The organism is Ruegeria marina (genome assembly GCF_900101475.1).
In the GTDB taxonomy this organism is placed as follows: domain Bacteria; phylum Pseudomonadota; class Alphaproteobacteria; order Rhodobacterales; family Rhodobacteraceae; genus Ruegeria_B; species Ruegeria_B marina.
Genome location: NZ_FMZV01000005.1, coordinates 1 through 21,794, shown reverse-complemented (window position 1 = coordinate 21,794; position 21,794 = coordinate 1). Strand labels below are relative to the sequence as shown.

23 protein-coding genes are annotated in these 21,794 nt (G+C 64.0%); 14 read left to right on the top strand and 9 right to left on the bottom strand.

Annotation, left to right across the window (positions count from 1 at the left end):
- Nucleotides 1-14: 14 nt before the first annotated feature.
- The 3 genes from BLT75_RS08465 to BLT75_RS08455 all read right to left on the bottom strand — a co-directional run bounded on the left by BLT75_RS08465 (nucleotide 15) and on the right by BLT75_RS08455 (nucleotide 3,276).
- Nucleotides 15-857 (bottom strand): DMT family transporter, encoded by an 843-nt coding sequence (locus tag BLT75_RS08465; RefSeq protein WP_093030455.1) that lies wholly within the window; start codon nucleotides 855-857, stop codon nucleotides 15-17.
- A gap of 431 nt (nucleotides 858-1,288) precedes the next feature.
- Entirely contained in the window at nucleotides 1,289-2,926 is a 1,638-nt protein-coding gene (groL, locus tag BLT75_RS08460) for a chaperonin GroEL (protein WP_093029780.1), read from the bottom strand.
- A 62-nt stretch (nucleotides 2,927-2,988) separates the two neighbouring features.
- Nucleotides 2,989-3,276: a co-chaperone GroES gene (locus tag BLT75_RS08455; protein ID WP_093029778.1), complete on the bottom strand. Its 288-nt coding sequence runs from the start codon at nucleotides 3,274-3,276 to the stop codon at nucleotides 2,989-2,991.
- A gap of 229 nt (nucleotides 3,277-3,505) precedes the next feature.
- Between BLT75_RS08455 and BLT75_RS08450 the strand changes: the two genes are divergently transcribed.
- Nucleotides 3,506-4,402 carry an alpha/beta fold hydrolase gene (locus BLT75_RS08450; RefSeq protein ID WP_093029776.1) on the top strand — a complete coding sequence of 299 codons (897 nt, stop codon included), beginning with the start codon at nucleotides 3,506-3,508 and terminating at the stop codon, nucleotides 4,400-4,402.
- Here the strand turns inward: BLT75_RS08450 and BLT75_RS08445 are convergent.
- A complete protein-coding gene (locus BLT75_RS08445) occupies nucleotides 4,399-5,064 on the bottom strand; it encodes a DUF2161 domain-containing phosphodiesterase (protein WP_093029774.1) in 666 nt (221 codons plus the stop codon). The two genes, BLT75_RS08450 and BLT75_RS08445, sit on opposite strands and share 4 nt — an antisense overlap.
- A gap of 114 nt (nucleotides 5,065-5,178) precedes the next feature.
- Here BLT75_RS08445 and BLT75_RS08440 point away from each other — a divergent pair, with 114 nt between their 5' ends.
- The 7 genes from BLT75_RS08440 to BLT75_RS08410 all read left to right on the top strand — a co-directional run bounded on the left by BLT75_RS08440 (nucleotide 5,179) and on the right by BLT75_RS08410 (nucleotide 11,835).
- Entirely contained in the window at nucleotides 5,179-6,165 is a 987-nt protein-coding gene (locus tag BLT75_RS08440) for a TraB/GumN family protein (protein ID WP_093029772.1), read from the top strand.
- Between the two features lie 596 nt (nucleotides 6,166-6,761).
- The gene (locus BLT75_RS08435; RefSeq protein WP_093029770.1) at nucleotides 6,762-7,682 is read left to right on the top strand and encodes a manganese-dependent inorganic pyrophosphatase; all 921 of its coding nucleotides are present in this window, start codon (nucleotides 6,762-6,764) and stop codon (nucleotides 7,680-7,682) included.
- A gap of 216 nt (nucleotides 7,683-7,898) precedes the next feature.
- A complete protein-coding gene (locus BLT75_RS08430; protein ID WP_093029768.1) occupies nucleotides 7,899-8,774 on the top strand; it encodes a TIGR01459 family HAD-type hydrolase in 876 nt (291 codons plus the stop codon).
- A gap of 102 nt (nucleotides 8,775-8,876) precedes the next feature.
- Entirely contained in the window at nucleotides 8,877-9,320 is a 444-nt protein-coding gene (locus BLT75_RS08425; protein WP_093029766.1) for a MaoC family dehydratase, read from the top strand.
- A gap of 78 nt (nucleotides 9,321-9,398) precedes the next feature.
- Nucleotides 9,399-10,331 carry a bifunctional riboflavin kinase/FAD synthetase gene (locus BLT75_RS08420; RefSeq protein ID WP_093029764.1) on the top strand — a complete coding sequence of 311 codons (933 nt, stop codon included), beginning with the start codon at nucleotides 9,399-9,401 and terminating at the stop codon, nucleotides 10,329-10,331.
- Nucleotides 10,328-10,798, top strand: coding sequence for a YcgN family cysteine cluster protein (locus tag BLT75_RS08415; protein WP_093029762.1), 471 nt, complete (start codon nucleotides 10,328-10,330; stop codon nucleotides 10,796-10,798). The genes BLT75_RS08420 and BLT75_RS08415 overlap by 4 nt, the downstream gene beginning before the upstream one ends.
- The gene (locus tag BLT75_RS08410; RefSeq protein ID WP_093029760.1) at nucleotides 10,798-11,835 is read left to right on the top strand and encodes a threonine aldolase family protein; all 1,038 of its coding nucleotides are present in this window, start codon (nucleotides 10,798-10,800) and stop codon (nucleotides 11,833-11,835) included. The genes BLT75_RS08415 and BLT75_RS08410 overlap by 1 nt, the downstream gene beginning before the upstream one ends.
- A 26-nt stretch (nucleotides 11,836-11,861) precedes the next feature.
- Here the strand turns inward: BLT75_RS08410 and BLT75_RS08405 are convergent, their stop codons facing one another.
- Nucleotides 11,862-12,323 carry an Lrp/AsnC family transcriptional regulator gene (locus BLT75_RS08405; RefSeq protein ID WP_093029758.1) on the bottom strand — a complete coding sequence of 154 codons (462 nt, stop codon included), beginning with the start codon at nucleotides 12,321-12,323 and terminating at the stop codon, nucleotides 11,862-11,864.
- Between the two features lie 139 nt (nucleotides 12,324-12,462).
- Between BLT75_RS08405 and BLT75_RS08400 the strand changes: the two genes are divergently transcribed.
- The 6 genes from BLT75_RS08400 to infC all read left to right on the top strand — a co-directional run bounded on the left by BLT75_RS08400 (nucleotide 12,463) and on the right by infC (nucleotide 17,290).
- Complete coding sequence (locus BLT75_RS08400) at nucleotides 12,463-12,777, top strand: DUF2849 domain-containing protein (protein WP_093029756.1); 315 nt, start codon at nucleotides 12,463-12,465, stop codon at nucleotides 12,775-12,777.
- 61 nt (nucleotides 12,778-12,838) lie between these two features.
- Nucleotides 12,839-14,503, top strand: coding sequence for a nitrite/sulfite reductase (locus tag BLT75_RS08395; RefSeq protein ID WP_093029754.1), 1,665 nt, complete (start codon nucleotides 12,839-12,841; stop codon nucleotides 14,501-14,503).
- Nucleotides 14,493-15,254, top strand: a complete 762-nt coding sequence (locus BLT75_RS08390) for a phosphoadenylyl-sulfate reductase (protein ID WP_093029752.1) — start codon at nucleotides 14,493-14,495, stop codon at nucleotides 15,252-15,254. Before BLT75_RS08395 ends, BLT75_RS08390 begins: the two co-directional genes overlap by 11 nt.
- Nucleotides 15,251-15,658, top strand: a complete 408-nt coding sequence (locus tag BLT75_RS08385) for a DUF934 domain-containing protein (RefSeq protein ID WP_093029750.1) — start codon at nucleotides 15,251-15,253, stop codon at nucleotides 15,656-15,658. The genes BLT75_RS08390 and BLT75_RS08385 overlap by 4 nt, the downstream gene beginning before the upstream one ends.
- Before the next feature lie 109 nt (nucleotides 15,659-15,767).
- Complete coding sequence (locus BLT75_RS08380; protein ID WP_093029748.1) at nucleotides 15,768-16,601, top strand: ferredoxin--NADP reductase; 834 nt, start codon at nucleotides 15,768-15,770, stop codon at nucleotides 16,599-16,601.
- Between the two features lie 140 nt (nucleotides 16,602-16,741).
- Nucleotides 16,742-17,290 carry a translation initiation factor IF-3 gene (gene infC / locus BLT75_RS08375; RefSeq protein ID WP_093029746.1) on the top strand — a complete coding sequence of 183 codons (549 nt, stop codon included), beginning with the start codon at nucleotides 16,742-16,744 and terminating at the stop codon, nucleotides 17,288-17,290.
- Nucleotides 17,291-17,501: 211 nt separating this feature from the next.
- On the opposite strand, the gene BLT75_RS24805 is transcribed toward infC, so the two are convergent.
- From BLT75_RS24805 to BLT75_RS08355, 4 genes are all read right to left on the bottom strand, one after another.
- Complete coding sequence (locus BLT75_RS24805; RefSeq protein WP_093029744.1) at nucleotides 17,502-17,759, bottom strand: FAD-dependent oxidoreductase; 258 nt, start codon at nucleotides 17,757-17,759, stop codon at nucleotides 17,502-17,504.
- 289 nt (nucleotides 17,760-18,048) lie between these two features.
- Nucleotides 18,049-18,840 (bottom strand): FAD binding domain-containing protein, encoded by a 792-nt coding sequence (locus BLT75_RS08365; protein ID WP_093029741.1) that lies wholly within the window; start codon nucleotides 18,838-18,840, stop codon nucleotides 18,049-18,051.
- Nucleotides 18,841-18,931: 91 nt separating this feature from the next.
- Nucleotides 18,932-21,298, bottom strand: a complete 2,367-nt coding sequence (locus BLT75_RS08360; protein WP_093029739.1) for a xanthine dehydrogenase family protein molybdopterin-binding subunit — start codon at nucleotides 21,296-21,298, stop codon at nucleotides 18,932-18,934.
- A gap of 50 nt (nucleotides 21,299-21,348) precedes the next feature.
- Nucleotides 21,349-21,794 (bottom strand): (2Fe-2S)-binding protein (locus BLT75_RS08355; RefSeq protein WP_143028534.1); only part of this gene is annotated, 446 nt, incomplete at its 5' end.

Genomic DNA, 21,794 nt, shown 5'->3' with positions numbered 1-21,794 from the left:
CTGCTGTGAAACCCTCAACCCGACGGGGTGCGCCTGATCGACAGCGCAATGCCGCCCAACAAGACAGTGCCGCCCAGCAAGAGCCGCAATGGCACCGCTTCACCCAGCAGGATCACCCCTCCGAAAACCGCAATGACCGGCGCCGAGAGTTGCACCGTCGCGGCCCTTGCCGCGCCGAGGTTGGGCAGGATGCGATACCAGAGCGCATAGCCCAGCCCGGACGTGACGGCGCCTGAAAGGACCGCAAGCGCTGCTCCTGGCAAGGTCAGCGTCAAGGGCGCACCCATCAGCAGTATCGCGCAGGCCGTCACCGGCAAGGCGGCAACGAAATTCGCCCCGGTCGCCGCCAGCGCATCCGGTTCGGCCCGACCGGACAGGGTGTAGATCGCCCAACCGAAACCGGCCGAAGCCATCAGAGCCGCGCCTCCCGGATCGACTCGCAAGGCGCCCGCTGGCCAAAGAACCCAGACCAGCCCGGCAAAGGCCAGCACCGCGCCCAGCAGTTGCCGTTGCGTCGGTGGCGCGCCGTTGGTCGCGGTCCAGCCGAACATGGTGATCTGGACAACCCCGAACAGGATCAGCGCCCCCAACCCGGCGTCAAGCGTCAGATAGGCAAGCGAGAAGCCAACCATGTAGAGCGAAAGCGCCGCCGCCCCGACGAGGCGGCGGCGACGGATTACCGGCAGGCGCTTGCCCTGCCCCAGAACCAGCACCGCCAGCATGACGGCGCCAGCCGCGACCCGAACGATCGCAAAGGCGCCCGGATCGCTCCCCCAGCCTGCAACCGCGAACCGGTTGAGGACCGAATTTGCGGCAAAGGCGGTCATTGTCAGCGCCGTCAACAGAAAAAGCTGCATTCCATCACCCTGCACATTCTCCTGGCCATTCTGATCGGGGCCGCACGATCTGTCACGGATGTTCTGCGCCGTACTGCAGGTGACAGCGCCGCTGCCGTGGCGCAGCGGCGCAAGGGTCTCGACCCTGCGGATGTCAGCGGCTCCGCCGATGCACACCAGTCCGGTTCGGCCAGCGCCAGGCGTTCCTTGGGACAGCGTGCATGAGATCGGGAAAGACGGAAGGCGCGAGCGATTTCATCGCGGTTCCATTCCGGCCGGTTTTTCTTGGTCATGACCGAAGATGCAGCCCGCCGGGCACAGACAGGACCGGCATTCAGGTCAATCTCAGCGATGAATTATCATTGCCCTTCGGCGGCAAGGAAAAGGGCCGCGCGATGGCGGCCCTTTCAATTTCTCTGACTTTCGGCAAAATTTCCTTGTGGAAATCCGCCTTACATCATGCCGCCCATGCCGCCCATGTCGGGCATGCCACCGGCAGGTGCTTCCTTCTGCGGCTTGTCGGCCACCATCGCTTCGGTGGTGATCAGCAGGCCGGCAACCGAAGCTGCGTCTTCCAGCGCGGTGCGGACAACCTTGGCCGGGTCGATGACGCCGAACTTGAACATGTCACCATATTCTTCGGTCTGAGCGTTGAAGCCGAACTTGGCGTCGTTGCTTTCGCGGATCTTGCCAGCGACGACAGCGCCGTCGACACCTGCGTTTTCGGCGATCTGGCGCAGCGGCGCTTCGATGGCCTTGCGGATGATGGCGATACCGGCGTTCTGGTCGGCGTTGGCGCCTTCCAGGTCGGCCAGTGCCTTGCCGGCTTGAACCAGCGCGACGCCGCCACCGACGACCACGCCTTCCTGCACGGCAGCGCGGGTTGCGTTCAACGCGTCGTCCACACGGTCCTTGCGCTCTTTCACTTCAACCTCGGTCATGCCGCCGACGCGGATGACGGCAACACCGCCTGCCAGTTTGGCAACGCGTTCCTGCAGCTTCTCGCGGTCGTAGTCGCTGGTGGTCTCTTCGATCTGGGTGCGGATCTGGGCCACGCGGGCTTCGATCTCGGCCTTCTCGCCTGCGCCATCAACGATGGTGGTCTCGTCCTTGGTGATCGAGATCTTCTTGGCGGTGCCCAGCATGTCCATGGTCACCGACTCGAGCTTCATGCCCAGGTCTTCCGAGATCACCTGGCCGCCGGTCAGGATCGCGATGTCCTGCAGCATGGCCTTGCGGCGGTCGCCGAAGCCCGGTGCCTTGACGGCTGCGATCTTCAGGCCGCCGCGCAGCTTGTTGACCACGAGGGTCGCCAGCGCTTCGCCTTCGACGTCCTCGGCGATGATCAGAAGCGGTTTCTGCGACTGGATCACCTGCTCGAGCAGCGGAACCATCGGCTGCAGCGACGAGAGTTTCTTCTCGTGCAGCAGGATCATGGCGTCTTCCAGTTCGGCCACCATCTTGTCGGCGTTGGTGACGAAATAGGGCGACAGGTAGCCGCGGTCGAACTGCATGCCCTCGACCACGTCGGTCTCGGTTTCCAGGCCCTTGTTCTCTTCGACGGTGATCACACCCTCGTTGCCGACCTTCTGCATCGCTTCGGCGATCTGGCGGCCGATTTCAGCTTCGCCGTTGGCCGAGATGGTGCCGACCTGCGCGACTTCGGCGCTGTCGTTGACGGGGCGCGAAGCGGCCTTGATGGCCTCGACAACCTTGGCGGTGGCCAGGTCGATGCCGCGCTTCAGGTCCATCGGGTTCATGCCGGCGGCAACCGATTTCATGCCTTCCTTGACGATGGCCTGGGCCAGAACGGTCGCGGTGGTGGTGCCGTCGCCCGCCTCGTCATTGGTGCGGGAAGCGACTTCCTTCACCATCTGCGCGCCCATGTTCTCGAACTTGTCTTCCAGTTCGATTTCCTTGGCGACCGACACACCGTCTTTGGTGATGCGCGGTGCGCCGAACGATTTGTCCAGGACCACGTTGCGGCCTTTGGGGCCCAGGGTCACCTTGACCGCGTCGGCCAGGATGTTGACGCCCTTGAGCATCTTGTTGCGGGCTTCGGTGTTGAACTTGACGTCCTTAGCAGCCATGTTCTTTCTCCTTGAGAAATTTGATTGGAATGATGCGACCAGATATCAGAGCAGCGCGTGGCTTACTCGATGATCCCCATGATGTCGCTTTCCTTCATCATCAGCAGTTCTTCGCCGTCGACGGTGACTTCGGTGCCCGACCATTTGCCGAACAGGACACGGTCGCCCGACTTGACTGCCATCGCGATCAGCTCGCCGCTATCCTTGCGGGCGCCTTCGCCACAGGCGACGACGATGCCTTCGCTGGGCTTTTCCTTGGCGCTATCGGGGATGATCAGGCCGCCTGCGGTTTTCTCTTCGCTTTCGGTACGGCGAACCAGCACGCGGTCATGAAGCGGTTTCAATGCCATCTTTGCAGCTCCTTGAGGCTCAAAGTTTGTTTCCCTCCCCCTGCTCTGTGCCAGGGGCATTATCACTCGACCTTATTGAGTGCTAACGGCGCATAGCTAGGAAAATGAAAAGCCCGAGTCAACAACTTCGATGTAAAAAATCACCGCCTCCTCATCCGGCGGAGACGGTTTACATCCGTCCGGTCCCAAAGCAGAGTCCCCAGCACGTGGCAACAACGGGAAAACGGGCATGCAAATCGAAGCGAACGGCATTCGGATCGAGGTCGAGGAACACGGGCCATCCGACGGCGTGCCCATGATCCTGATCCGCGGCCAGGGCAGTCAGTTGGCGCATTGGCCCGCCACGTTATACGAGGGTTTCGCCAAGGCAGGATATCGGGTGATCCTGTTCGACAATCGCGACGTGGGCCTGACCCAGCGTTGCCCGGCCGATGGGGTGCCCGGTGACGCGGACAGTATTCTCGACCTGCTGCGCGGCGGCGGCGATATTCCCAAACCCTACGGGATCGAGGATATGGTGGGCGACATCACCGGCCTGATGGATACGCTGGGGATCGAACGCGCGCATATGTTCGGCATTTCGATGGGCGGCGCGGTGCTGCAACAGGTCTGCATCGACCATCCCGAACGGGTTCTTTCCGCGTCCATTGTCATGACCGCCTGCCGCCCCTTCGCGGAACGGGCGCCAAACGACCGCACCATGATGCTGGCGCTGGTCGAGAGCTTGCTGGTGCGCGACATGACGCGGGCGGAATATCTCGATGCCCAGGTCGCCGAACATGGGCTTTGGGGCAGCCCCGGCTATCCGATGCCCGAAGCCGATATCCGCGCCATGGCAGCCCGCGCCTGGGACCGCGGGGTGGATGCCGAGGGCAGAAACCGGCAGGTTCTGGCCATCCTGCACGCATCTGACCGGCGGCCCGCCCTGCGCAATCTAGCCCTGCCCTGCTTCGTGATCCACGGCACCGACGATACGCTGGTCCCGCTTGCGATGGGCGAAGAGATCGCCGCGACCATCCCCGGATCCGAGTTCCGGGCCATCGAAGGCATGGGCCATATCATCACTCCGGCCCTTGCCCCGCTGATCGTCGAACTGGTCACCGATTTCATTGCCCGGCGGGGCTAGTCCCAGCTACAGCCCCAGTGCACGAGCCCGGCGCGCCCCTCCTCGGTCAGGGCGTAGACACCTTTGTCCGCGCGCTCGAACCAGCCATAGTGGTTTTCCCGCATCAGGCGGGTCGCTGCCGGAACGCCGGTCGCCTGCGCGACCGCAGCCCCCCTGCTCTGCCCATGTCGGGCCAGATGTGCAGCGCATCGCAGCGCGTCCTGGCGATAGGCGGTCACGATGCCATGCCGGGTGGCGCCGCCGGCGTTCGGGTCGCCGGCCAGACGGTCGAATTCGCGCAACAGCCGGCCGGTCCGGATTTTCGACTTGCGCGGTCGATGAGGGCCGGGGTCGCAATGCACCTCGACCCGCCCGTCAGCGCGCACGGTCATCAGCCCCAGCCCCAACCGGCGGCATAGCGCCAGGTTGTCCCGCAGGGCCCTTCGCGCGGTCTTGCCCGTCGGCCGCAGCACCGCGACGTACACGGTGTCGGTCAGCGAAAGCCGCGCCACCGCCTGATGAAACAGGGACAAGGAAAACCGCAGCTTGAGTTCCACCACCAATGGCGGTTCGTCCCCACGCCGCGCGACGATATCGGCCGCACCGACTTCGCCCTTGACGACATAGCCCTGCCGTTCCAGCATCTGCTTGACGGGCGGGTAAAGATCCTGCTCGCGTTCCATGGTTGCAGGCTAGGCACAACCGCCCCGCAATACAATCGCGCACCCGGGCATGGCTTGCTCCCGACCGGCGCCGACCCTAGCTGTTGTTGCCAACCAATTTTCAAAGGAGACCTCATGCTGCGTGCCCTGATCCTTTGCCTGGGCCTGCTGATGGCCACCGGGGTCGAGGCCCGCTGCACCGGAACCGATCTGCGCACGCGGCTGACGCCGGAAGGAGAGGCGCGGCTGGCGCGTGAGATCAAGAAGGTTCCCTTTGCCTATGGCAATCACTGGATCGCCACCAAAGGGACGCAGCGCATCCACCTGATTGCCACACAACACACCGGCGACAGCCGGATGCGGGCAGTGATGCGGCGGATCGCCCCGGTAATCGAGACCGCCGATGCCGTGCTTCTGGAGGTGACAGGCAGGCAGCTTGCCACGCTTGAGGATACGTTGCGCAAGACCCCTTCCATCCTGACCATACCACGGGGCGCAGCCGGACTCGACCAACTGATGACGCCGGAGGAATGGAGATTCCTGACCATTCGAATGAACGCGCAGGGCGACGAAGAGCGGGTTCTGAGCCGGTTGCAGCCCTGGTTCATCTCGATGAATCTGTCCCGCTCGGGGTGCGGGGGCCGCGGGCTCTTTGCCTACCGGGGCCTGGATGACCGGATCGAAACCCTGGCCGCGCGCGCCAGGGTGCCTGTCGGAGCCTTGGAAACCGTCGGCTCCGGAATGAGCGCCCTTTCGGCCATCCCGATCCGGGATCAGGTCAAGCTGCTCGTGATGGACATGAAGAGCGAACTCAATTTCGACGACCAGATCGTCACCATGTCGAACGCCTATTTCGACGAGGCTCTGGCCGAGGCGTTGCTGATCGAGGACTGGACGCTCTACCGTGATCTCGATGTTCCCCGCAAGGAAGTGTCGCGCCTGCTGCGCCAGTTCGATGTCCATATTCTGGACAAACGTAACCGCGCCTGGATCTCGGTCATACTGCGCACGAGAGCGCAAACGCTGGTCGTAGCGGTCGGCGCCGCGCATCTGCCGGGAAAATCGGGCCTGCTCAACCTGCTGAAACAGCGAGGCTACAGCCTGTCGCGTGCCGAATTCTGACCATTCCAGAGCGAGCCAAGCGTTTCGGACTATGATGGTTTTCCGCTGCTCCAAAGCGCCGCGCCGGGCGCCTGCATGGGCCGCGACCTCTCGAACGAGATGTGCGCCGAGGTGGAACAGGTCGCTCGCGCTGGCTGGCCGCAAAATCTGTCGAACAACAGGCGCGCGAGATGGGCTGTTCTCAACCGATCCAGACGCTGACACCGGCCACCTGGCAACCTTGGAAGAAACCTGTTTCGGTGCGCGCCTCGTCGGAGTGTTGGATTTTCACGCTTCGATATACAAAAGAGGTATCGACTGACACGTTTGAAATTCGCCCCGATCCGGGACGAAACCTTCGACGCTTTGTTGGAACGGCAAAACCGCAACTGGATGGATCACATCCCGGGAGTCCGCAACGGGACGGCGGTGCGCTGCGCATATGCGCGGCGATAATGGGTTCCCGATCCTGCTGGCCATCGCAGATTATGCGCTTGAACATGACGCATTCCGAGGTGGTACCCTGACCAAGGGTCGCAGCCCGCGCGGCACCCCGTGACAATGTCCGCACGCGCCCCTATAAGGCGCGCAAATTCGACCATTGGCAGGATAGACACATGACCATTCAGGTATTTGGCCACAAATCCCCCGACACCGACTCCACCGGCTCGCCCATCATCTGGGCCTGGTATCTGAACGAGGTGAAAGGTCAGGCCGCGACTCCGGTGCTGCTGGGAGAACCCAACACCGAAGCGGCCTTCATGCTGAGCCGCTGGGGCTTCGACAAGCCCGAGATCATCTCGGACGTCGCCGCCGGCGCCCCGGTCGTGATCGTGGACACCAACAACCCGGCGGAACTGCCCGCAAGTGTCAATGACGCCGACATCCGCCAGATCATCGACCATCACGCGCTGATCGGCGGGCTGAAGACCAAGGGCCCGATCGACATCACCGTGCGCCCGCTGGCCTGCACCGCCACCATCATGGTCGATCTGATGGGTGACGATGCGACCCGCATGCCCGAGGCGATCAAGGGCGCTGCGCTGACCTGCATCCTGTCCGACACGCTGGAATTCCGCTCACCCACCACCACCGACCACGACCGCGCCGTGGCCGAGAAACTGGCCGCCGATCTGGGCATCGACATCCCCTCTTACGCGGCCGAGATGTTCGCCGCGAAATCGGATGTGTCGTCCTTCTCGGATGCCGAACTGCTGCGGATGGACTCCAAGGAGTACAATGTCGACGGCAAGGAGTTCCGCGTCTCGGTTCTGGAAACCACCGCCCCCAAGGTTCTGCTGGACCGCAAGGACAGCCTGATGGCGTCGATGATCGACGTGGCCAAGGAAGATGGCGCCGACCAGGTTCTGCTCTTCGTCATCGACATCCTGAACGAGGAAGCCACCCTGCTGGTGCCCAACAATCTGGTCAAGACAGTGGCCGAAAAGAGCTTTGGCGCCGCGGTCTCGGGCGACACCGTCGTCCTGCCCGGCATCATGAGCCGCAAGAAGCAGATCATCCCGAACCTCAAGCTCTGATCCGTTTCGGCTTGCAGACGAAAGGCGCCCCGACGGGCGCCTTTTTCATGTGCCCACCCGAGCGACACACAAGAAAGCAACCGGACTGCGCCATGTCATCAACCGGCGCACCGGGCGCAGGCCGAACAGCTTTCGAGGCCGAAGGGCGCTTTGCCATGGCTATCGCGCGCGGCTTGCGGCATACACATCCCGCACAGCAGAAACTCGGGACGACCCATGACCCAGATCATCAATAGCCTCGCAGACATTTCCGATCGTTATCGTGCCCTGTTCGTCGATCTCTGGGGATGCGTCCACAATGGCGTGACAGCCTTTCCCGCAGCGGTTGCAGCGCTGCAAGCCTATCGCGCGACCGGCGGCAAGGTGGTGCTGGTGACAAACTCGCCCAAACCGCGTGCCGGGGTCGCAACGCAGCTGGTCCAGTTCGGTGTCCCCTCGGATGCCTATGACACCATTGCCACCAGCGGCGACAGCGCCCGGTCTGCCATGTTCCTGGGCGCGGTCGGGCAGAAGGTCTATTTCATGGGCGAGTGGGAGCGAGACGCCGGTTTCTTCGAACCGCTCAAACTGCTCGACGACCCCGTCGAGATCACCCGTGTGCCCTTGCAGGAAGCAGAGGGCATCGTCTGCTGCGGCCCCTTCGACCCGATGGCAGACCCCGAGGTAAACCGGCCCGATTTCCTCTACGCCAAGACAAAGGGCATGAAGCTGCTCTGCGCCAATCCCGACATTGTCGTCGATCGGGGCGAGGTGCGCGAATGGTGCGCCGGCGCATTGGCACGGCTCTATACCGAGATGGGCGGCGAAAGTCTCTATTTCGGCAAGCCGCACCCGCCGATCTACGATCTGGCCCGCCGTCGGCTGCTGGCGCTGGGAACGGACATCCCTGACGGCGACATCCTTGCGATCGGGGATGGCATCCAGACGGATGTCGCCGGCGCCCAGGGTGAGGGGATCGATTCTCTCTTCATTTCCGGCGGCCTGGCCGCATCGGAAACCAAAACTGGCATCAACCCGGATCCGTTTGCGCTAACTGCATACCTGGAAAGGGAAAATCGCACTCCGACTTATACCATTGGACAACTTCGCTGAGCAGAAAAGACTTGATTTTCTGCATCTGCAAAGTAATAAAGTTACCAAAGTCATGCGAAGCCTTGCCTAAAATTGCTTCGCCGTCCTGATTGAGAGGGTGACATGTTGGACAATCTGCCGCGCGGAACGATCTGCATCGAAGACATCGAAATGGGCATGACCCGTTATCTTCGCAAACAGGTGACCGATGCCGATATCGAGATGTTCGCGCAGATTTCGACCGACCGTAACCCGGTGCATATGGACGACGATTATGCCCGCGACACCATCTTCGAAGGGCGCATTGCCCACGGAATGCTGACCGCCGGGCTGATTTCGGCGGTGATCGGCGAGCAGCTTCCGGGCCACGGCACTGTCTACATGGGCCAGTCGCTGAAGTTCCTCGCCCCCGTGCGCCCCGGCGACACGGTCTATGCCGAGGTCAAGGTGATCGACATCGACTTTGCCAAACGCCGGGTCAAGCTGGACTGCCATTGCTCGGTCGACGGCAAGAAAGTGCTTGTGGGCGAGGCCATGGTGCTGGCCCCCTCCCGCAAGTTCGACTGATCGCGCCAACGTTCAGGAAATAGGCGCGGCCGACAAGTCGCGCTTGAACATGCGCAAACCTGCGGGTACCCAACCTGCATGCGTATCATCCGCGACTACAAATTCGTCGAACCTGCCGACCGGGGCGCCAGCGCCGCCATCGGCAATTTCGATGGCGTGCATATCGGCCATCGCTCGGTCATCGAACTGGCGCGCGAGGCGGCACCTCAGGCGCCGCTGGGCGTTCTGACCTTCGAACCGCATCCGCGCGAATTCTTCGCACCCGACAGCCCGCCGTTTCGCCTGATGCGCGGGACCGCGCGCGCGCACCGGCTGGAAAAGCTGGGGGTCGAGCGGCTTTATGAACTTCCCTTCAATGCCGCGCTTGCCGGCCTTACACCGGAAGAATTCGCCCGGCGGGTCATCTGCGACGGGCTGGGGTTGACGCATGTGGTCATCGGCGCCGATTTCTGCTTCGGCAAGGGCCGCAGCGGCGATCCCGCCGACATGGTCCGCTTCGGCCGCGACATGGGGTTCGGCGTCACTGTCGCGCCGCTACTCGAACAGACCGACAGCGTGATCTCGTCGACCGCGATCCGCTCCGCGCTGACTGACGGCCGCCCGCGCGACGCAGCCGACATGCTGGGTCACTGGCACCGAATCGAGGGCGAAGTGATCGGCGGAGAACAGCGCGGACGCGAGCTGGGGTTTCCCACCGCCAACATGTCCATAGACGGGCTGCACCCGCCGCGCTTCGGCGTCTACGCGGTGCTGGTCGACGTGCTGGACGGCCCCCACCGGGGCTGCTATCACGGCGCCGCCTCGGTCGGCGTGCGGCCGATGTTCAGGGGCGAGCAGCCCAACATCGAAACCTTCCTGTTCGACTTCTCGGGCGATCTCTACGGCGCGACGCTCAGCGTCGGACTGGTCGAATACCTGCGCCCGGAAATGACCTTTGACGGGCTGGATGCGCTGATCGCCCAGATGGACGCCGACTGCGCCCGCGCCCGCGACATACTGGCGGCGCTATGAAGGACCCGATCGACCGCGGCGGTCTGAAACCAAGGTTCTGGGAGCGCAAGCCGCTCTCGCGGCTGAACAAGGCCGAATGGGAGGCGCTGTGCGACGGCTGCGGGAAGTGCTGCCTCAACAAGCTTGAGGATGAGGACACCGGCGTCGTGGAACTGACACGGGTGGCCTGCCGCCTGCTGGACGACGAAACCTGCCATTGCACGCAATACCCGATCCGGCACCAGTTCGTTCCCGATTGCATCGTTCTGACACCCGACAATCTCGACAGCCACGCCTATTGGATGCCGCGCACCTGCGCCTATCGGCTGCTGTGGGAGGGCAAGCCGCTCTACGACTGGCACCCGCTGATCTCCGGCGACCCGGAAAGCGTACACCGGGCGGGTGTTTCCGTGCGCGGGATCACCGTGTCCGAATTCGAGACCCCGGAAGAAGACTGGGAAGACCATATCATCGAGGAGCCGATCTGATGTTCTTTGCTTCCGACAATTCCGGCCCGGCGCACCCCGAGGTTCTGACCGCACTGATGGAGGCAAACCAGGGCTATGCCATGGCTTATGGAGCCGATGCAATCATGGATGGGGTCCGAACCCGCATCCGCGAGATTTTCGAAGCCCCCGAGGCGGCCGTCTATCTGGTGGCAACTGGAACTGCGGCGAACTCACTGGCGCTTGCCACACTGTCGCAGCCCTGGCAGACGATCTTCTGTTCGCCGGTGGCGCATATCCACGAGGACGAGTGCAACGCGCCGGAATTCTACTCGGGCGGTGCCAAGCTGACGCTTGTGCCGGGCGGCGACCGGATGACGCCCGAGGCGCTGCGCGGCGCAATCGCAGGCGAGGAAACCCGTGGCGTGCACGGGCCGCAACGCGGGCCGGTGTCGATCACCCAGGTGACCGAGCGGGGCGGCGTCTATTCCATCGCCGAGTTGCAGGCGCTCTGCGCGGTTGCGAAAGAATACGGACTGCCGGTGCATCTGGACGGGGCCCGTTTCGCCAATGCCCTGGTTGCGCTCAATGCCTCGCCGGCGGAAATGACCTGGAAGGCGGGCGTGGACGCGGTGAGCTTCGGCGGCACCAAGAACGGCTGCATGGGGGTCGAGGCCGTCATCTTCTTCGATCCGAAACACGCCTGGGAGTTCGAGCTCCGCCGAAAGCGTGGTGCGCATCTGTTCTCGAAACACCGCTACCTGTCTGCACAGATGGCGGCCTATCTCAAGGACGATCTCTGGCTGCGCTCCGCCCGCCAGGCCAATGCCAATTGCGCGCGTCTGGCGGATGGGTTGCGGGCCGCCGGGGCCGAGTTCCTGCACGAACCGCAGGCCAACATCGTGTTCGCCGCCTTTCCCCGGGCAACGCATCGGCGCCTGATGGCGGCCGGGGCGGTCTATCACCTGTGGGGGGGCACGCTCGACGGGCAGGACGAATCCGAGAAACTGGCCTGCCGGCTGGTTTGCGACTGGTCGATCGGGACCGAGCAGATCGACCGGTTCCTTGCACTGCTCTGACCGGTTGGGGACCGCCCCCTGCCCGCTCAGAGCGGCAGCACGGTGGTCGACTTGATCTCTTCCATCGACAACAGCGCGGTGACGTTGTGCACCCGCACTTCCGAGATCAGCGCCTGATAGAACGCGTCATAGGCGCGCGCGTTCTTCACCCGGACTTTCAGGATATAGTCGATATCGCCGGCCAGACGGTGCGCCTCCTGCACCTCGGGCCGCCCCTGAAGCGCCTTGAGGAAGTTCTTCTGCCATTCCGCCTCGTGTTCCGAGGTGCGGATCAGCACGAAGAAACAGGCCTCGAACCCCAGTGACTCGGGGTCCAGGATAACGGTCTGCTGGCCAATCACGCCGGCCGCCTTCAGCTTTCGGATGCGATTCCACACCGGCGTCTTGGAACTTCCCACCCGGCTGGCGATATCGTCCAGCGACTGGCTGGCGTCGCGTTGCAGCTCGACCAGAATTTTCCGGTCCGTTTCGTCGATGCGCACCGACATTCCTGTTTTCCTTTCTTTTCGAAACAGATGTTCTCCACGCCATCATCAGAAGAACATTTTTCCTTATTTGCCGCAGCATATAGCGTCTTATGGGAAATATTTCTTATATTGACACCAAAGTCAAACAGGAGAAAAGCCCATGGCTCGCGCTTTCACACCGAAGGTGATCACTGCCAATGACCTGATCGCAGGCGATGTGATCTATCAGACCGCAGACGACCGCTGGTCGCGTGATCTGGCCGAGGCCGAGCTGATCACCGACGAGGCGCATGCCCAGCTGCGCCTGCTCGACGCCGTTCGGCAGGCATCGAAAGTGGTCGGCGCCTATCTCGCCGACGTCCGGCCCGGCCCGAACGGGCCCGAGCCGGTTCATTTCCGAGAGGACTTCCGCCGCACGGGCCCATCGAATTACGCCCACGGCAAACAGGAAACCTCTCCGCAGCCCCGGGCCTGAGCCCCAGTCCCATCCCCCTTTAAAAGGCCCCGGTTCGGGGCTGCACCAAGGACAGCCAGACATGTATCGCTATTCCGAGTTCGACACCGCCTTTCTCGCCGCGCGCAACGCCCAGTTCCGCGCCCAGGTGGAACGCCGCATCGACGGCTCGCTGACCGAGGACGAGTTCAAGCCGCTGCGCCTGATGAACGGGCTCTATCTGCAACTGCACGCCTATATGCTGCGGGTGGCGATCCCCTATGGCACGCTGAACAGCGCCCAGATGCGGAAACTGGCCTATCTGGCCGAGACCTGGGACAAGGGATATGGCCATTTCACCACCCGCCAGAACATCCAGTACAACTGGCCCAAGCTGAGCGACGTGCCCGACATGCTGGACGCGCTGGCCGAGGTCGGCCTGCACGCGATCCAGACCAGCGGCAACACCATCCGCAACGTGACCGCCGACCATTTCGCCGGCGCCGCGGCGGATGAGGTGGCCGACCCCCGCCCCTATGCCGAGCTGCTGCGGCAGTGGTCGACCGACCACCCCGAGTTCCAGTTCATGCCACGCAAGTTCAAGATCGCCATCACCGGCAGCGCCAATGACCGCGCGGTGATCAAGGCGCATGACATCGGCCTGCAACTGGTGGAGCGCGACGGCGTGCTGGGCGCCCGCGTCATCGTCGGCGGCGGCCTCGGCCGGACACCGATGATCGGTCAGGAACTCAGCCCCTTTGTCTCCTTCGACGATCTGCTCGCCTATCTCGAAGCCACGGTCAGCGTCTGGAACCAGATCGGGCGTCGCGACAACAAGTACAAGGCGCGCATCAAGATCACCGTCTTCGAGCACGGGATCGACGCGATCCGGGCCAAGGTGAACGAAAGGTTCCTCAAGGTGCGCGGCCAGTTCAAAGGTGCCGACATGGCGCTGCTGGACCGGATCAAGGCGCATTTCGCGCCGCCGGAATTTGTACAAAACGGTCAATCCGGCTTTGAAGACGCGTACAGAACGGACAATATCTTCCGCTCCTGGGTCGATACCAACATCGCCGCGCACAAGCGCGACGACCACGCCATCGTCACCATCTCGCTCAAGGCGCATGGCGCGACGCCGGGCGATGCCACGGCGGAGCAGATGCGGGTGATGGCGGATCTCGCCGAATGCTATGCCTATGACGAGCTGCGCATCAGCCACGAGCAGAACGTGATCCTGCCGCATGTGCCGCGCGCGCATCTGCACGCGATCTTCAAGGCGCTTCAGGAAAACGGCCTGAGTACCGCGAATATCGGGCTTATCAGCGATATCATCGCCTGCCCCGGCATGGATTACTGCGCCCTGGCCACCGCCCGCTCGATCCCGGTCGCCCAACAGATCGCCACCCGGTTCGAAGAACTGAAGCTGGAGCACGAGATCGGCGCGCTCAAGATCAAGATCTCGGGCTGCATCAATGCCTGCGGTCATCACCACGTTGGCCATATCGGCATCCTCGGCCTCGACCGCGCAGGCGTCGAAAACTACCAGATCACACTGGGGGGCGACGCCACGGAAACCGCCACCATCGGCGAGCGGACAGGTCCCGGTTTTGCCTATGACCAGATTGTTCCGGCAATCGAACGGATCGTGGAAACCTATCTGGATCAAAGGCTTGATCGCGAGGAGAGCTTTATCGAGACCTATCGCCGGGTCGGCATGGCGCCGTTCAAGGCGGCGCTCTACCCCGAGGCTCGTGCCGATGCCGCTTGACGAGATCCAGACCGAACTGGGCCGTGACCGGAGCGCGCTCAGCGCCAAGGTCGCGGCGCTCAACGCCCGTTACAAGCACCACGGCGCAACCGACGTGATGCACGGTGCGCTGCGCGAGGCGGGGCATATTGCACTGGTGTCGAGCTTTGGCGCGGAATCGGTGGTGCTGCTGCACATGGCCGCAGTGATCGACCGCCAGGTGCCGGTACTGTTCATCGACACCCAGATGCTCTTTGCGGAAACTCTTGTTTATCAACAGGAGGTCAGCGAACGCCTCGGCTTGCGCAATGTCCACGTGATCCGAGCGGACGCTGACGATGTGGCCCGCGACGACCCTTATGGCGCCCTGCGCCTGCGCGACACGGACGCCTGCTGCACCCTGCGCAAGACGATCCCGCTGCAACGGGCGCTGTCGGGCTACGACGGCTGGATCACCGGCCGCAAGCGGTTCCAGGCGGGCAGCCGCGCCGCGCTCGATTTCTTCGAAGTCGAGGACGGCACCGGGCGGATCAAGGTCAACCCGCTGGCCCATTGGGCCCCCGAGGACGTGCGCGCCTACATGGAGGAAAACCGCCTGCCTCGGCACCCGCTGGTGGCGCAGGGCTATCCTTCGATCGGTTGCGCCCCCTGCACCTCGCCCGTGAAACCGGGCGAAGACCCGCGCGCCGGGCGCTGGCGGGACCAGACCAAGGAAGAATGCGGCATCCATTTCATCGACGGGAAACTCGTCCGCACCGGAGAAAAGACATGACTGTGATCGTAACCGACAGCGGGTTTCAGCCCGAGGACTGGACTGACGGCTTCCTGCCGCTCGGCGAGGCCGCGAATGACATGGTGGCGCTGGACGTGCCCTCGGACGCGGACCCCGACGCGGTGCTTTCGCGGTTGGAACGGGTGCGGATGGTCCGGGTGGATTTCCCCTCTTTCGCCGATGGGCGCGGCTTTACCATAGCGCGTACCCTGCGGTTGGGCGGGTACACAGGCCGGTTGCGGGCCCGCGGTCATGTCCTGGCCGACCAATATGCCATGGCGCGCCGGGCCGGTTTCGACGAGGTCGAGATCGATTCCGCCCTGGCGGAACGTCAGCCCGAGGAGCAGTGGCTGGCGCGCGCCGATTGGCAGGCGCATGACTATCAGGCCCGCCTGCGCGGCTGAACCCGAAATTTCATTCGTGTACTAACAAAAAGGGGAGACAATCCCCTTTTCATGATGTATGTCAAAGACGAGAGAGAGGCGCCGGATTACCGCTCCGGTGACACGAACAATGACCGAGATGAGACCCGTGACCGAAGCCGCCGCCATCAAGGCCCCCACCCTGCCCGACGCCCAGACCGTAACGCAAGTGAAACACTGGACCGACCGGCTGTTCTCGTTCCGCGTGACGCGGCCCGCCAGCCTGCGGTTCCGTTCGGGCGAGTTCGTGATGATCGGGCTGCTGGGCGACAACGGCAAACCGCTGCTGCGTGCCTATTCCATCGCCTCGCCCGCATGGGACGAGGAGCTGGAGTTCTACTCGATCAAGGTTCAGGATGGCCCGCTCACCTCGAAGTTGCAGCATATCCAGCCCGGGAACGAGATCATCCTGCGGCCCAAGCCCGTGGGCACGCTGGTGCATGACGCGCTGTTGCCCGGAAAGCGGATCTGGTTCTTTGCCACCGGCACCGGCTTTGCCCCCTTTGCCTCGCTCCTGCGCGAACCGCAGACCTACGAGGATTACGACGAGATCGTCATCACCCATACCTGCCGCGAGGTGGCAGAGCTGGAATATGGCCGCCAGCTGATCGAGCAGATCCGCCAGGACGAGTTGCTGGCCGAACTGATCGGCGAAGGCTTTGCCGACAAGATCCGATACTATCCCACAACCACACGCGAAAAAAGCCCGCGCATGGGCCGTATCACCGAACTGCTCCGGGACGGCACAGTGTTCAGGGATCTTGGCATCGAAGGCGGCATCAAGCCGGAAACGGACCGTGCCATGGTCTGCGGCAGCCTGGCCTTCAACCACGACATCAAGGCCATTCTCGAAGACTTCGGCCTGACCGAGGGCGCAAATTCGGATCCGCGCGAATTCGTGATCGAAAAAGCCTTTGTTGGCTGACGCTGGACGGGGTCAAAAGCACCTTGCCATCCGGTATCGCGGTATTTTACCGGCCTCCCCGGCGGATGCCGCTTGAAACACTGCGCGGGCCGGTCTATTTTCCGGCCTCGAATTTCTGCTAACAACAAAGGAATGTTCCCATAGCCCGCAGACCGCACAATGCGCCGCCGCAACGCGACACCGGCCCGCGCATCAACGACAAGATCCGCGCCCCCGAAATTCGTCTGATCGGCGCGGATGGAGAGAATGTGGGTGTCGTACACCCCGCCAAAGCCATGGCCCTCGCCGAGGAAGCCGGCCTGGACCTCGTGGAGATCTCGCCGAACGCGACACCGCCGGTCTGCAAGATCATGGACTATGGCAAGTACAAGTACGAACAGCAGAAACGCGAAAGCGAAGCGCGCAAGAAACAGAAGATCATCGAGGTGAAGGAGATCAAGTTCCGTCCCGGCACCGATACGCATGATTACGAAGTGAAGATGAAAAGCGTCGCCAAATTCCTCGAGAACGGTGACAAGGTAAAGATCACGCTGCGGTTCCGTGGCCGCGAACTGGCCCACCAGAACCTGGGCCGTGAACTGCTGGAGCGGGTTGCCGAAGACATCAAGGAAATCGGCAAGGTAGAGAACATGCCGAAGATGGAAGGCCGCCAGATGATCATGATGATCGGACCGCTGCCGAACAAGTGAGCCTGCCAGCGGCTCCCGTGAATAACCCCGTCGCATCCCGGCGGGGTTTTCTGTTGCCGCCCGCATGCCACTGGCACCCGTGCCTTGCGCAATGGATCGGGCGGGACAGAGCTCGGCGGCAGGCGAGAGGGCTACGCGTCACGGCCTGGCCCGAAAGAAGCGCGCTATGCGCGGTGCCGAAATGGCTGGCAGAGGCAGCTTCTCCGGCAAATCAGAGCGCCCCGTCCCAGTCGACCCCGGCCAGGGCTGCACGCGGGGCCGGCCCGGTGCCGACCGCTTTGTAACTGTAACTGCCAGGCATATGACGTTCCAGCTTCCAGCGCGTGACTTGCGCGGCAACCGGTGCGGGAAATCGCGCCCCGAACATGCCGTGCAGCGCCTGATGCGTGGCAGCAGCCGTGCCACGGTCGCCCATCCGTTCGATCTCGGCGACCGCATCTGCGGCATTGAACCCGATCAGGACCGGCACCCGTAGTGCCCGGGCCAGAGACAGCCATTCCGCCCAGAACCCCGGTTGCGGTCCGATCCATCCCGGCCAATTGACAGGGGAATACGCCTTGCCGGTGCGCCTGCGGCAGACAGGACAAATAGGGTCGGATAGAAAAAGGAAGGGCTACGTCATCCACCTAGGCCCGGCGGCACAACCCACCAGCCCCGCCCCTTGTTCCGCCGCCAAGTGCCTGCCTTTTGTCCCGTGGGTCGCAAAAGCCCCCGCTTTTGGGCGGGGGCCTTCGGTTTTGGCTGTTTTTGCGTCCGGGTCAGGATGCGGCCTGGACGGCGCGGCGGGTCATCACGTTGACCAGATGGGCGCGGTAGGGTTTGGAGCCGTGCAGGTCGCCGATCATGCCGTCGGGGTCGACGGCGAGGTCCGTCAGCGCCGCGGGGGTGAAGCTCTGGTTCAGCGCCGCCTCGGCCTCGGACCAGCGGAACACCCCGTCCTCCGAGGCGCCGGTGACCGCCACCCGCACGCCATCGGCGTATTTCGCCACGAAGACCCCCACCAGGGCAAAGCGCGAGGCCGGCTGCACGAACTTCTGGTAATTCGCCGCCTCCGGCACCGGGAAGCGCACGCCGGTGATGATCTCGCCCTCTTCCAGCGCGGTGGTGAACAGGCCCTGGAAATAGTCATCCGCCGCGATCTCGCGCCGGTCGGTCACGATGGTCGCCCCCGATCCCAGCGCCGCCGCCGGGTAGCAGGCCGAGGGGTCGTTGTTGGCCAGGCTGCCGCCGATGGTGCCGCGATTGCGCACCGCCGGGTCGCCGATCCCCCCCGCGAGCGCCGCCAGCGCCGGGTAATGCGCCGCCGCCGCCCGCGCCACCTCGGCATGAGGGGTGCCGCCGCCCACCGAGACCGAGCCGTCGTCATTGACGCAGACGCCCTTCATCTCGGCGATGCCGCCCAGCGACACCAGCTTTTCCGGCGCCGCCAGCCGCTGCTTCAGCGTCGGGATCAGCGTCTGACCGCCTCCCAGCGCCTGCGCGCCTTCCGATGCCAGCGCCGCGACCGCCTCGGCCACGCTGCCAGGCCGCTCAAACTCGAAATTATACATCTCGCTCCTCCTCCAAGAGGCTCCGGGTCCCTGCCCTTTCCTCTTGCTGAAAATATCCCGGGGGTCCGGGGGGCAGCGCCCCCCGGCCGTCTCAGCCGTTCATCGCCGCCCAGACCCGCGACGGGCTCACCGGCATGTCGATATGCGCGACAGTCTTGCCGCCCGATTGCAGCGCGTCGATCACCGCGTTCACCACCGCCGGCGGGCTGCCGATGGCCCCGGCCTCGCCGCAGCCCTTCACCCCCAGCGGGTTGTGCGTGCAGGGCGTGGCGCAGGAATGATCCACCGCGTAGAACGGCACGTCATCGGCGCGCGGCATCGCGTAATCCATGTAGGACGCGCTGAGCAGCTGCCCGGTCTCCGGATCATAGGCGCAGTTCTCCAGCAGCGCCTGGCCGATCCCCTGGCCCAGGCCGCCATGCACCTGCCCCGACACGATCATCGGGTTGACGATATTGCCGAAATCATCCGCCGCGCTGAACCGCTCCACCGTCACCTTGCCGGTCTCGGGGTCCACCTCCACCTCGCAGGCATAGGCACCGGCCGGATAGGTGAAGTTCGATGGGTCGTAGAACGCCGTCTCCTCCAGACCCGGCTCGATATCCTCCAGCGGGTAGTTGTGCGGCACATAGGCCGCCAGCGTCACGTCGCCCCAGGCCACGGATTTATCCGTGCCCGCGACCGTGAACTGGCCGCCCTTCAGCTCGATATCGGCCTCCGAGGCCTCCATCAGATGCGCCGCGATCTTCTTCGCCTTGTTGATGATCTTCTCGGTCGCCCGCACCATCGCCGAGCCGCAGACCGCAAGGCTGCGCGAGCCATAGGTGCCCATGCCGAACGGGATCTTCGAGCTGTCGCCATGCACGATCTCGATCATGCTCTCGTCGATGCCCAGCATCTCGGCCACCACCTGCGGAAACGCCGTCTCGTGGCCCTGGCCGTGGCTGTGCGCCCCCACCATCACGCTGATGCTGCCGGTGGCGTTCACCCGCACCGTCGCCGCGTCGTAAAGACCCGCCCGCGCGCCCAGCTGCCCCACCAGGTTCGACGGCGCGATGCCGCAGGCCTCGATATAGCAGTTCACACCGAGGCCGCGCAGCTTGCCCTTGGCCTCGGACGCCGCCCGCCGCGCCGCAAAGCCCGCGATGTCCGCGATCTCTTCCAGCTTGTCCATCGTGGCGTTGTAATCGCCGGTGTCATAGACCACCGCGACCGGCGTCTGATAGGGGAACTCGGTCACGAAGTTCTGCCGCCTCAGCGCGATCGGGTCCACCCCCAGCTCGCGCGCCGCCTTGTCGATCACCCGCTCCAGCTGGAACGTCGCCTCGGGACGGCCCGCGCCGCGATAGGCATCCACCGGCACCGTGTTGGTGAACACCGCCTTCACGTTCACATAGATCAGCGGCGTCTTGTAATTGCCCGCCATCAGCGTCCCGTGCAGCCAGGTCGGCACCGAGGGTGCGAAGGTCGACAGGTACGCCCCCATGTTCGCCAGCGTCTCGGTCCGGATCGCGGTGAAATTGTTGTCCGCGTCCAGCGCCAGTTCGATCCTGGTCACATGGTCGCGCCCATGCGCGTCCGACATGAACGCCTCCGACCGCGACGAGGTCCACTTCACCGGCCGGTTGATCGCCTTGGCCGCGAAGGTGCAGAACGCCTCCTCGGCATAGTGGAAGATCTTCGAGCCGAAGCCGCCGCCCACGTCGGGCGCCACCACCCGCAGCTTGTGCTCGGGAATGCCCAGCACGAAGGCCCCCATCAGGAGCCGGATCACATGCGGGTTCTGGCTGGTGGTGTAGAGCGTCGACTCGCCCGTCGCCCGCGCATAATCGCCGATCGCCACCCGCGGTTCCATCGGGTTGGCCACCAGCCGGTTGTTCACCAGCTCCAGCGTCGTCACATGCGCCGCCGTGTCAAAGGCCGCGTCCACCGCCGCCTTGTTCTCCTCGACGAAACCCCAGTCGTAGCACAGGTTCGACGGCAGATCGTCATGCACCCTGGCCGCGTCCCCGGCCAGCGCCGCCTTCATGTCGACAACCGCCGGAAGCTCCTCGATCTCCACACCGATCGCCTCAGCCGCGTCCCGCGCCTGCTCGGCCGTGTCCGCCACAACCGCCGCGATCGGGTCGCCCACGTGCCGCACCTTGCCCTGCGCCAGCACCGGGTGCCCGGGCTCGGCCATCGGCTGGCCATGCCGGTCCGTCACCTGCCAGCCGCAGGGCAGACCGCCCACCCCCTCGAAATCGGCGCCGGTGAATATCCGCACCACCCCCGGCATCGCCGAGGCCGCCGCCGTGTCGATGCTCACGATCCGGCCATGCGCCACGTCCGAGCGCAGAAAATGCACGTAAGCCTGGCCGTGAATGTTGATGTCGTCGGTGTAATTGCCGGCGCCCGTCAGAAACCGCACGTCCTCGCGCCGTTTCGAACTCGCCCCGATGCCACTGTCCTTGGGCATGTCTCGTCTCCTCCCAGAAAAAGAATTTTCGCCGAAAATTCTCGGTCAGCCTATTCCGCCGCGATCCCGCTCACGTCCTGACCGGACGCCGCAAGAACCGCCTTGACGATGTTGTGATACCCCGTGCAACGGCACAGGTTCCCCTCCAGATGCGCCCGCACCTCAGCCTCGCTCGGCCGCGGATTGTCCTTGAGCAGCGCCGCCGCCGACATCACCATCCCCGGCGTGCAGAACCCGCACTGAAGCCCGTGATGATCCTGAAACGCCTGCTGCAGCGCGTTCAGCGTCCCGTCCGCCGCCGCCTGACCCTCGATCGTCCCGACCGAAGACCCAGACGCCTCCGCGGCAAGCATGTTGCACGACTTCACCGCAACACCGTCAACATGCACAACACAGGCCCCGCACTGACCCGTGTCACACCCAACATGCGTCCCCGTCAGCGAAAGATGATCCCGCAAAAACGTCGACAACAACGTCCGACCCTCAACCTCTCCAC

What these genes read in the sequence shown, in the direction of transcription:
- BLT75_RS08465 (WP_093030455.1), bottom strand. Translation starts at nt 857, where the DNA reads ATGCAGCTTTTTCTGTTGACGGCGCTGACAATGACCGCCTTTGCCGCA.
- groL (WP_093029780.1), bottom strand. Translation starts at nt 2,926, where the DNA reads ATGGCTGCTAAGGACGTCAAGTTCAACACCGAAGCCCGCAACAAGATG.
- BLT75_RS08455 (WP_093029778.1), bottom strand. Translation starts at nt 3,276, where the DNA reads ATGGCATTGAAACCGCTTCATGACCGCGTGCTGGTTCGCCGTACCGAA.
- BLT75_RS08450 (WP_093029776.1), top strand. Translation starts at nt 3,506, where the DNA reads ATGCAAATCGAAGCGAACGGCATTCGGATCGAGGTCGAGGAACACGGG.
- BLT75_RS08445 (WP_093029774.1), bottom strand. Translation starts at nt 5,064, where the DNA reads ATGGAACGCGAGCAGGATCTTTACCCGCCCGTCAAGCAGATGCTGGAA.
- BLT75_RS08440 (WP_093029772.1), top strand. Translation starts at nt 5,179, where the DNA reads ATGCTGCGTGCCCTGATCCTTTGCCTGGGCCTGCTGATGGCCACCGGG.
- BLT75_RS08435 (WP_093029770.1), top strand. Translation starts at nt 6,762, where the DNA reads ATGACCATTCAGGTATTTGGCCACAAATCCCCCGACACCGACTCCACC.
- BLT75_RS08430 (WP_093029768.1), top strand. Translation starts at nt 7,899, where the DNA reads ATGACCCAGATCATCAATAGCCTCGCAGACATTTCCGATCGTTATCGT.
- BLT75_RS08425 (WP_093029766.1), top strand. Translation starts at nt 8,877, where the DNA reads ATGTTGGACAATCTGCCGCGCGGAACGATCTGCATCGAAGACATCGAA.
- BLT75_RS08420 (WP_093029764.1), top strand. Translation starts at nt 9,399, where the DNA reads ATGCGTATCATCCGCGACTACAAATTCGTCGAACCTGCCGACCGGGGC.
- BLT75_RS08415 (WP_093029762.1), top strand. Translation starts at nt 10,328, where the DNA reads ATGAAGGACCCGATCGACCGCGGCGGTCTGAAACCAAGGTTCTGGGAG.
- BLT75_RS08410 (WP_093029760.1), top strand. Translation starts at nt 10,798, where the DNA reads ATGTTCTTTGCTTCCGACAATTCCGGCCCGGCGCACCCCGAGGTTCTG.
- BLT75_RS08405 (WP_093029758.1), bottom strand. Translation starts at nt 12,323, where the DNA reads ATGTCGGTGCGCATCGACGAAACGGACCGGAAAATTCTGGTCGAGCTG.
- BLT75_RS08400 (WP_093029756.1), top strand. Translation starts at nt 12,463, where the DNA reads ATGGCTCGCGCTTTCACACCGAAGGTGATCACTGCCAATGACCTGATC.
- BLT75_RS08395 (WP_093029754.1), top strand. Translation starts at nt 12,839, where the DNA reads ATGTATCGCTATTCCGAGTTCGACACCGCCTTTCTCGCCGCGCGCAAC.
- BLT75_RS08390 (WP_093029752.1), top strand. Translation starts at nt 14,493, where the DNA reads ATGCCGCTTGACGAGATCCAGACCGAACTGGGCCGTGACCGGAGCGCG.
- BLT75_RS08385 (WP_093029750.1), top strand. Translation starts at nt 15,251, where the DNA reads ATGACTGTGATCGTAACCGACAGCGGGTTTCAGCCCGAGGACTGGACT.
- BLT75_RS08380 (WP_093029748.1), top strand. Translation starts at nt 15,768, where the DNA reads ATGACCGAGATGAGACCCGTGACCGAAGCCGCCGCCATCAAGGCCCCC.
- BLT75_RS08365 (WP_093029741.1), bottom strand. Translation starts at nt 18,840, where the DNA reads ATGTATAATTTCGAGTTTGAGCGGCCTGGCAGCGTGGCCGAGGCGGTC.
- BLT75_RS08360 (WP_093029739.1), bottom strand. Translation starts at nt 21,298, where the DNA reads ATGCCCAAGGACAGTGGCATCGGGGCGAGTTCGAAACGGCGCGAGGAC.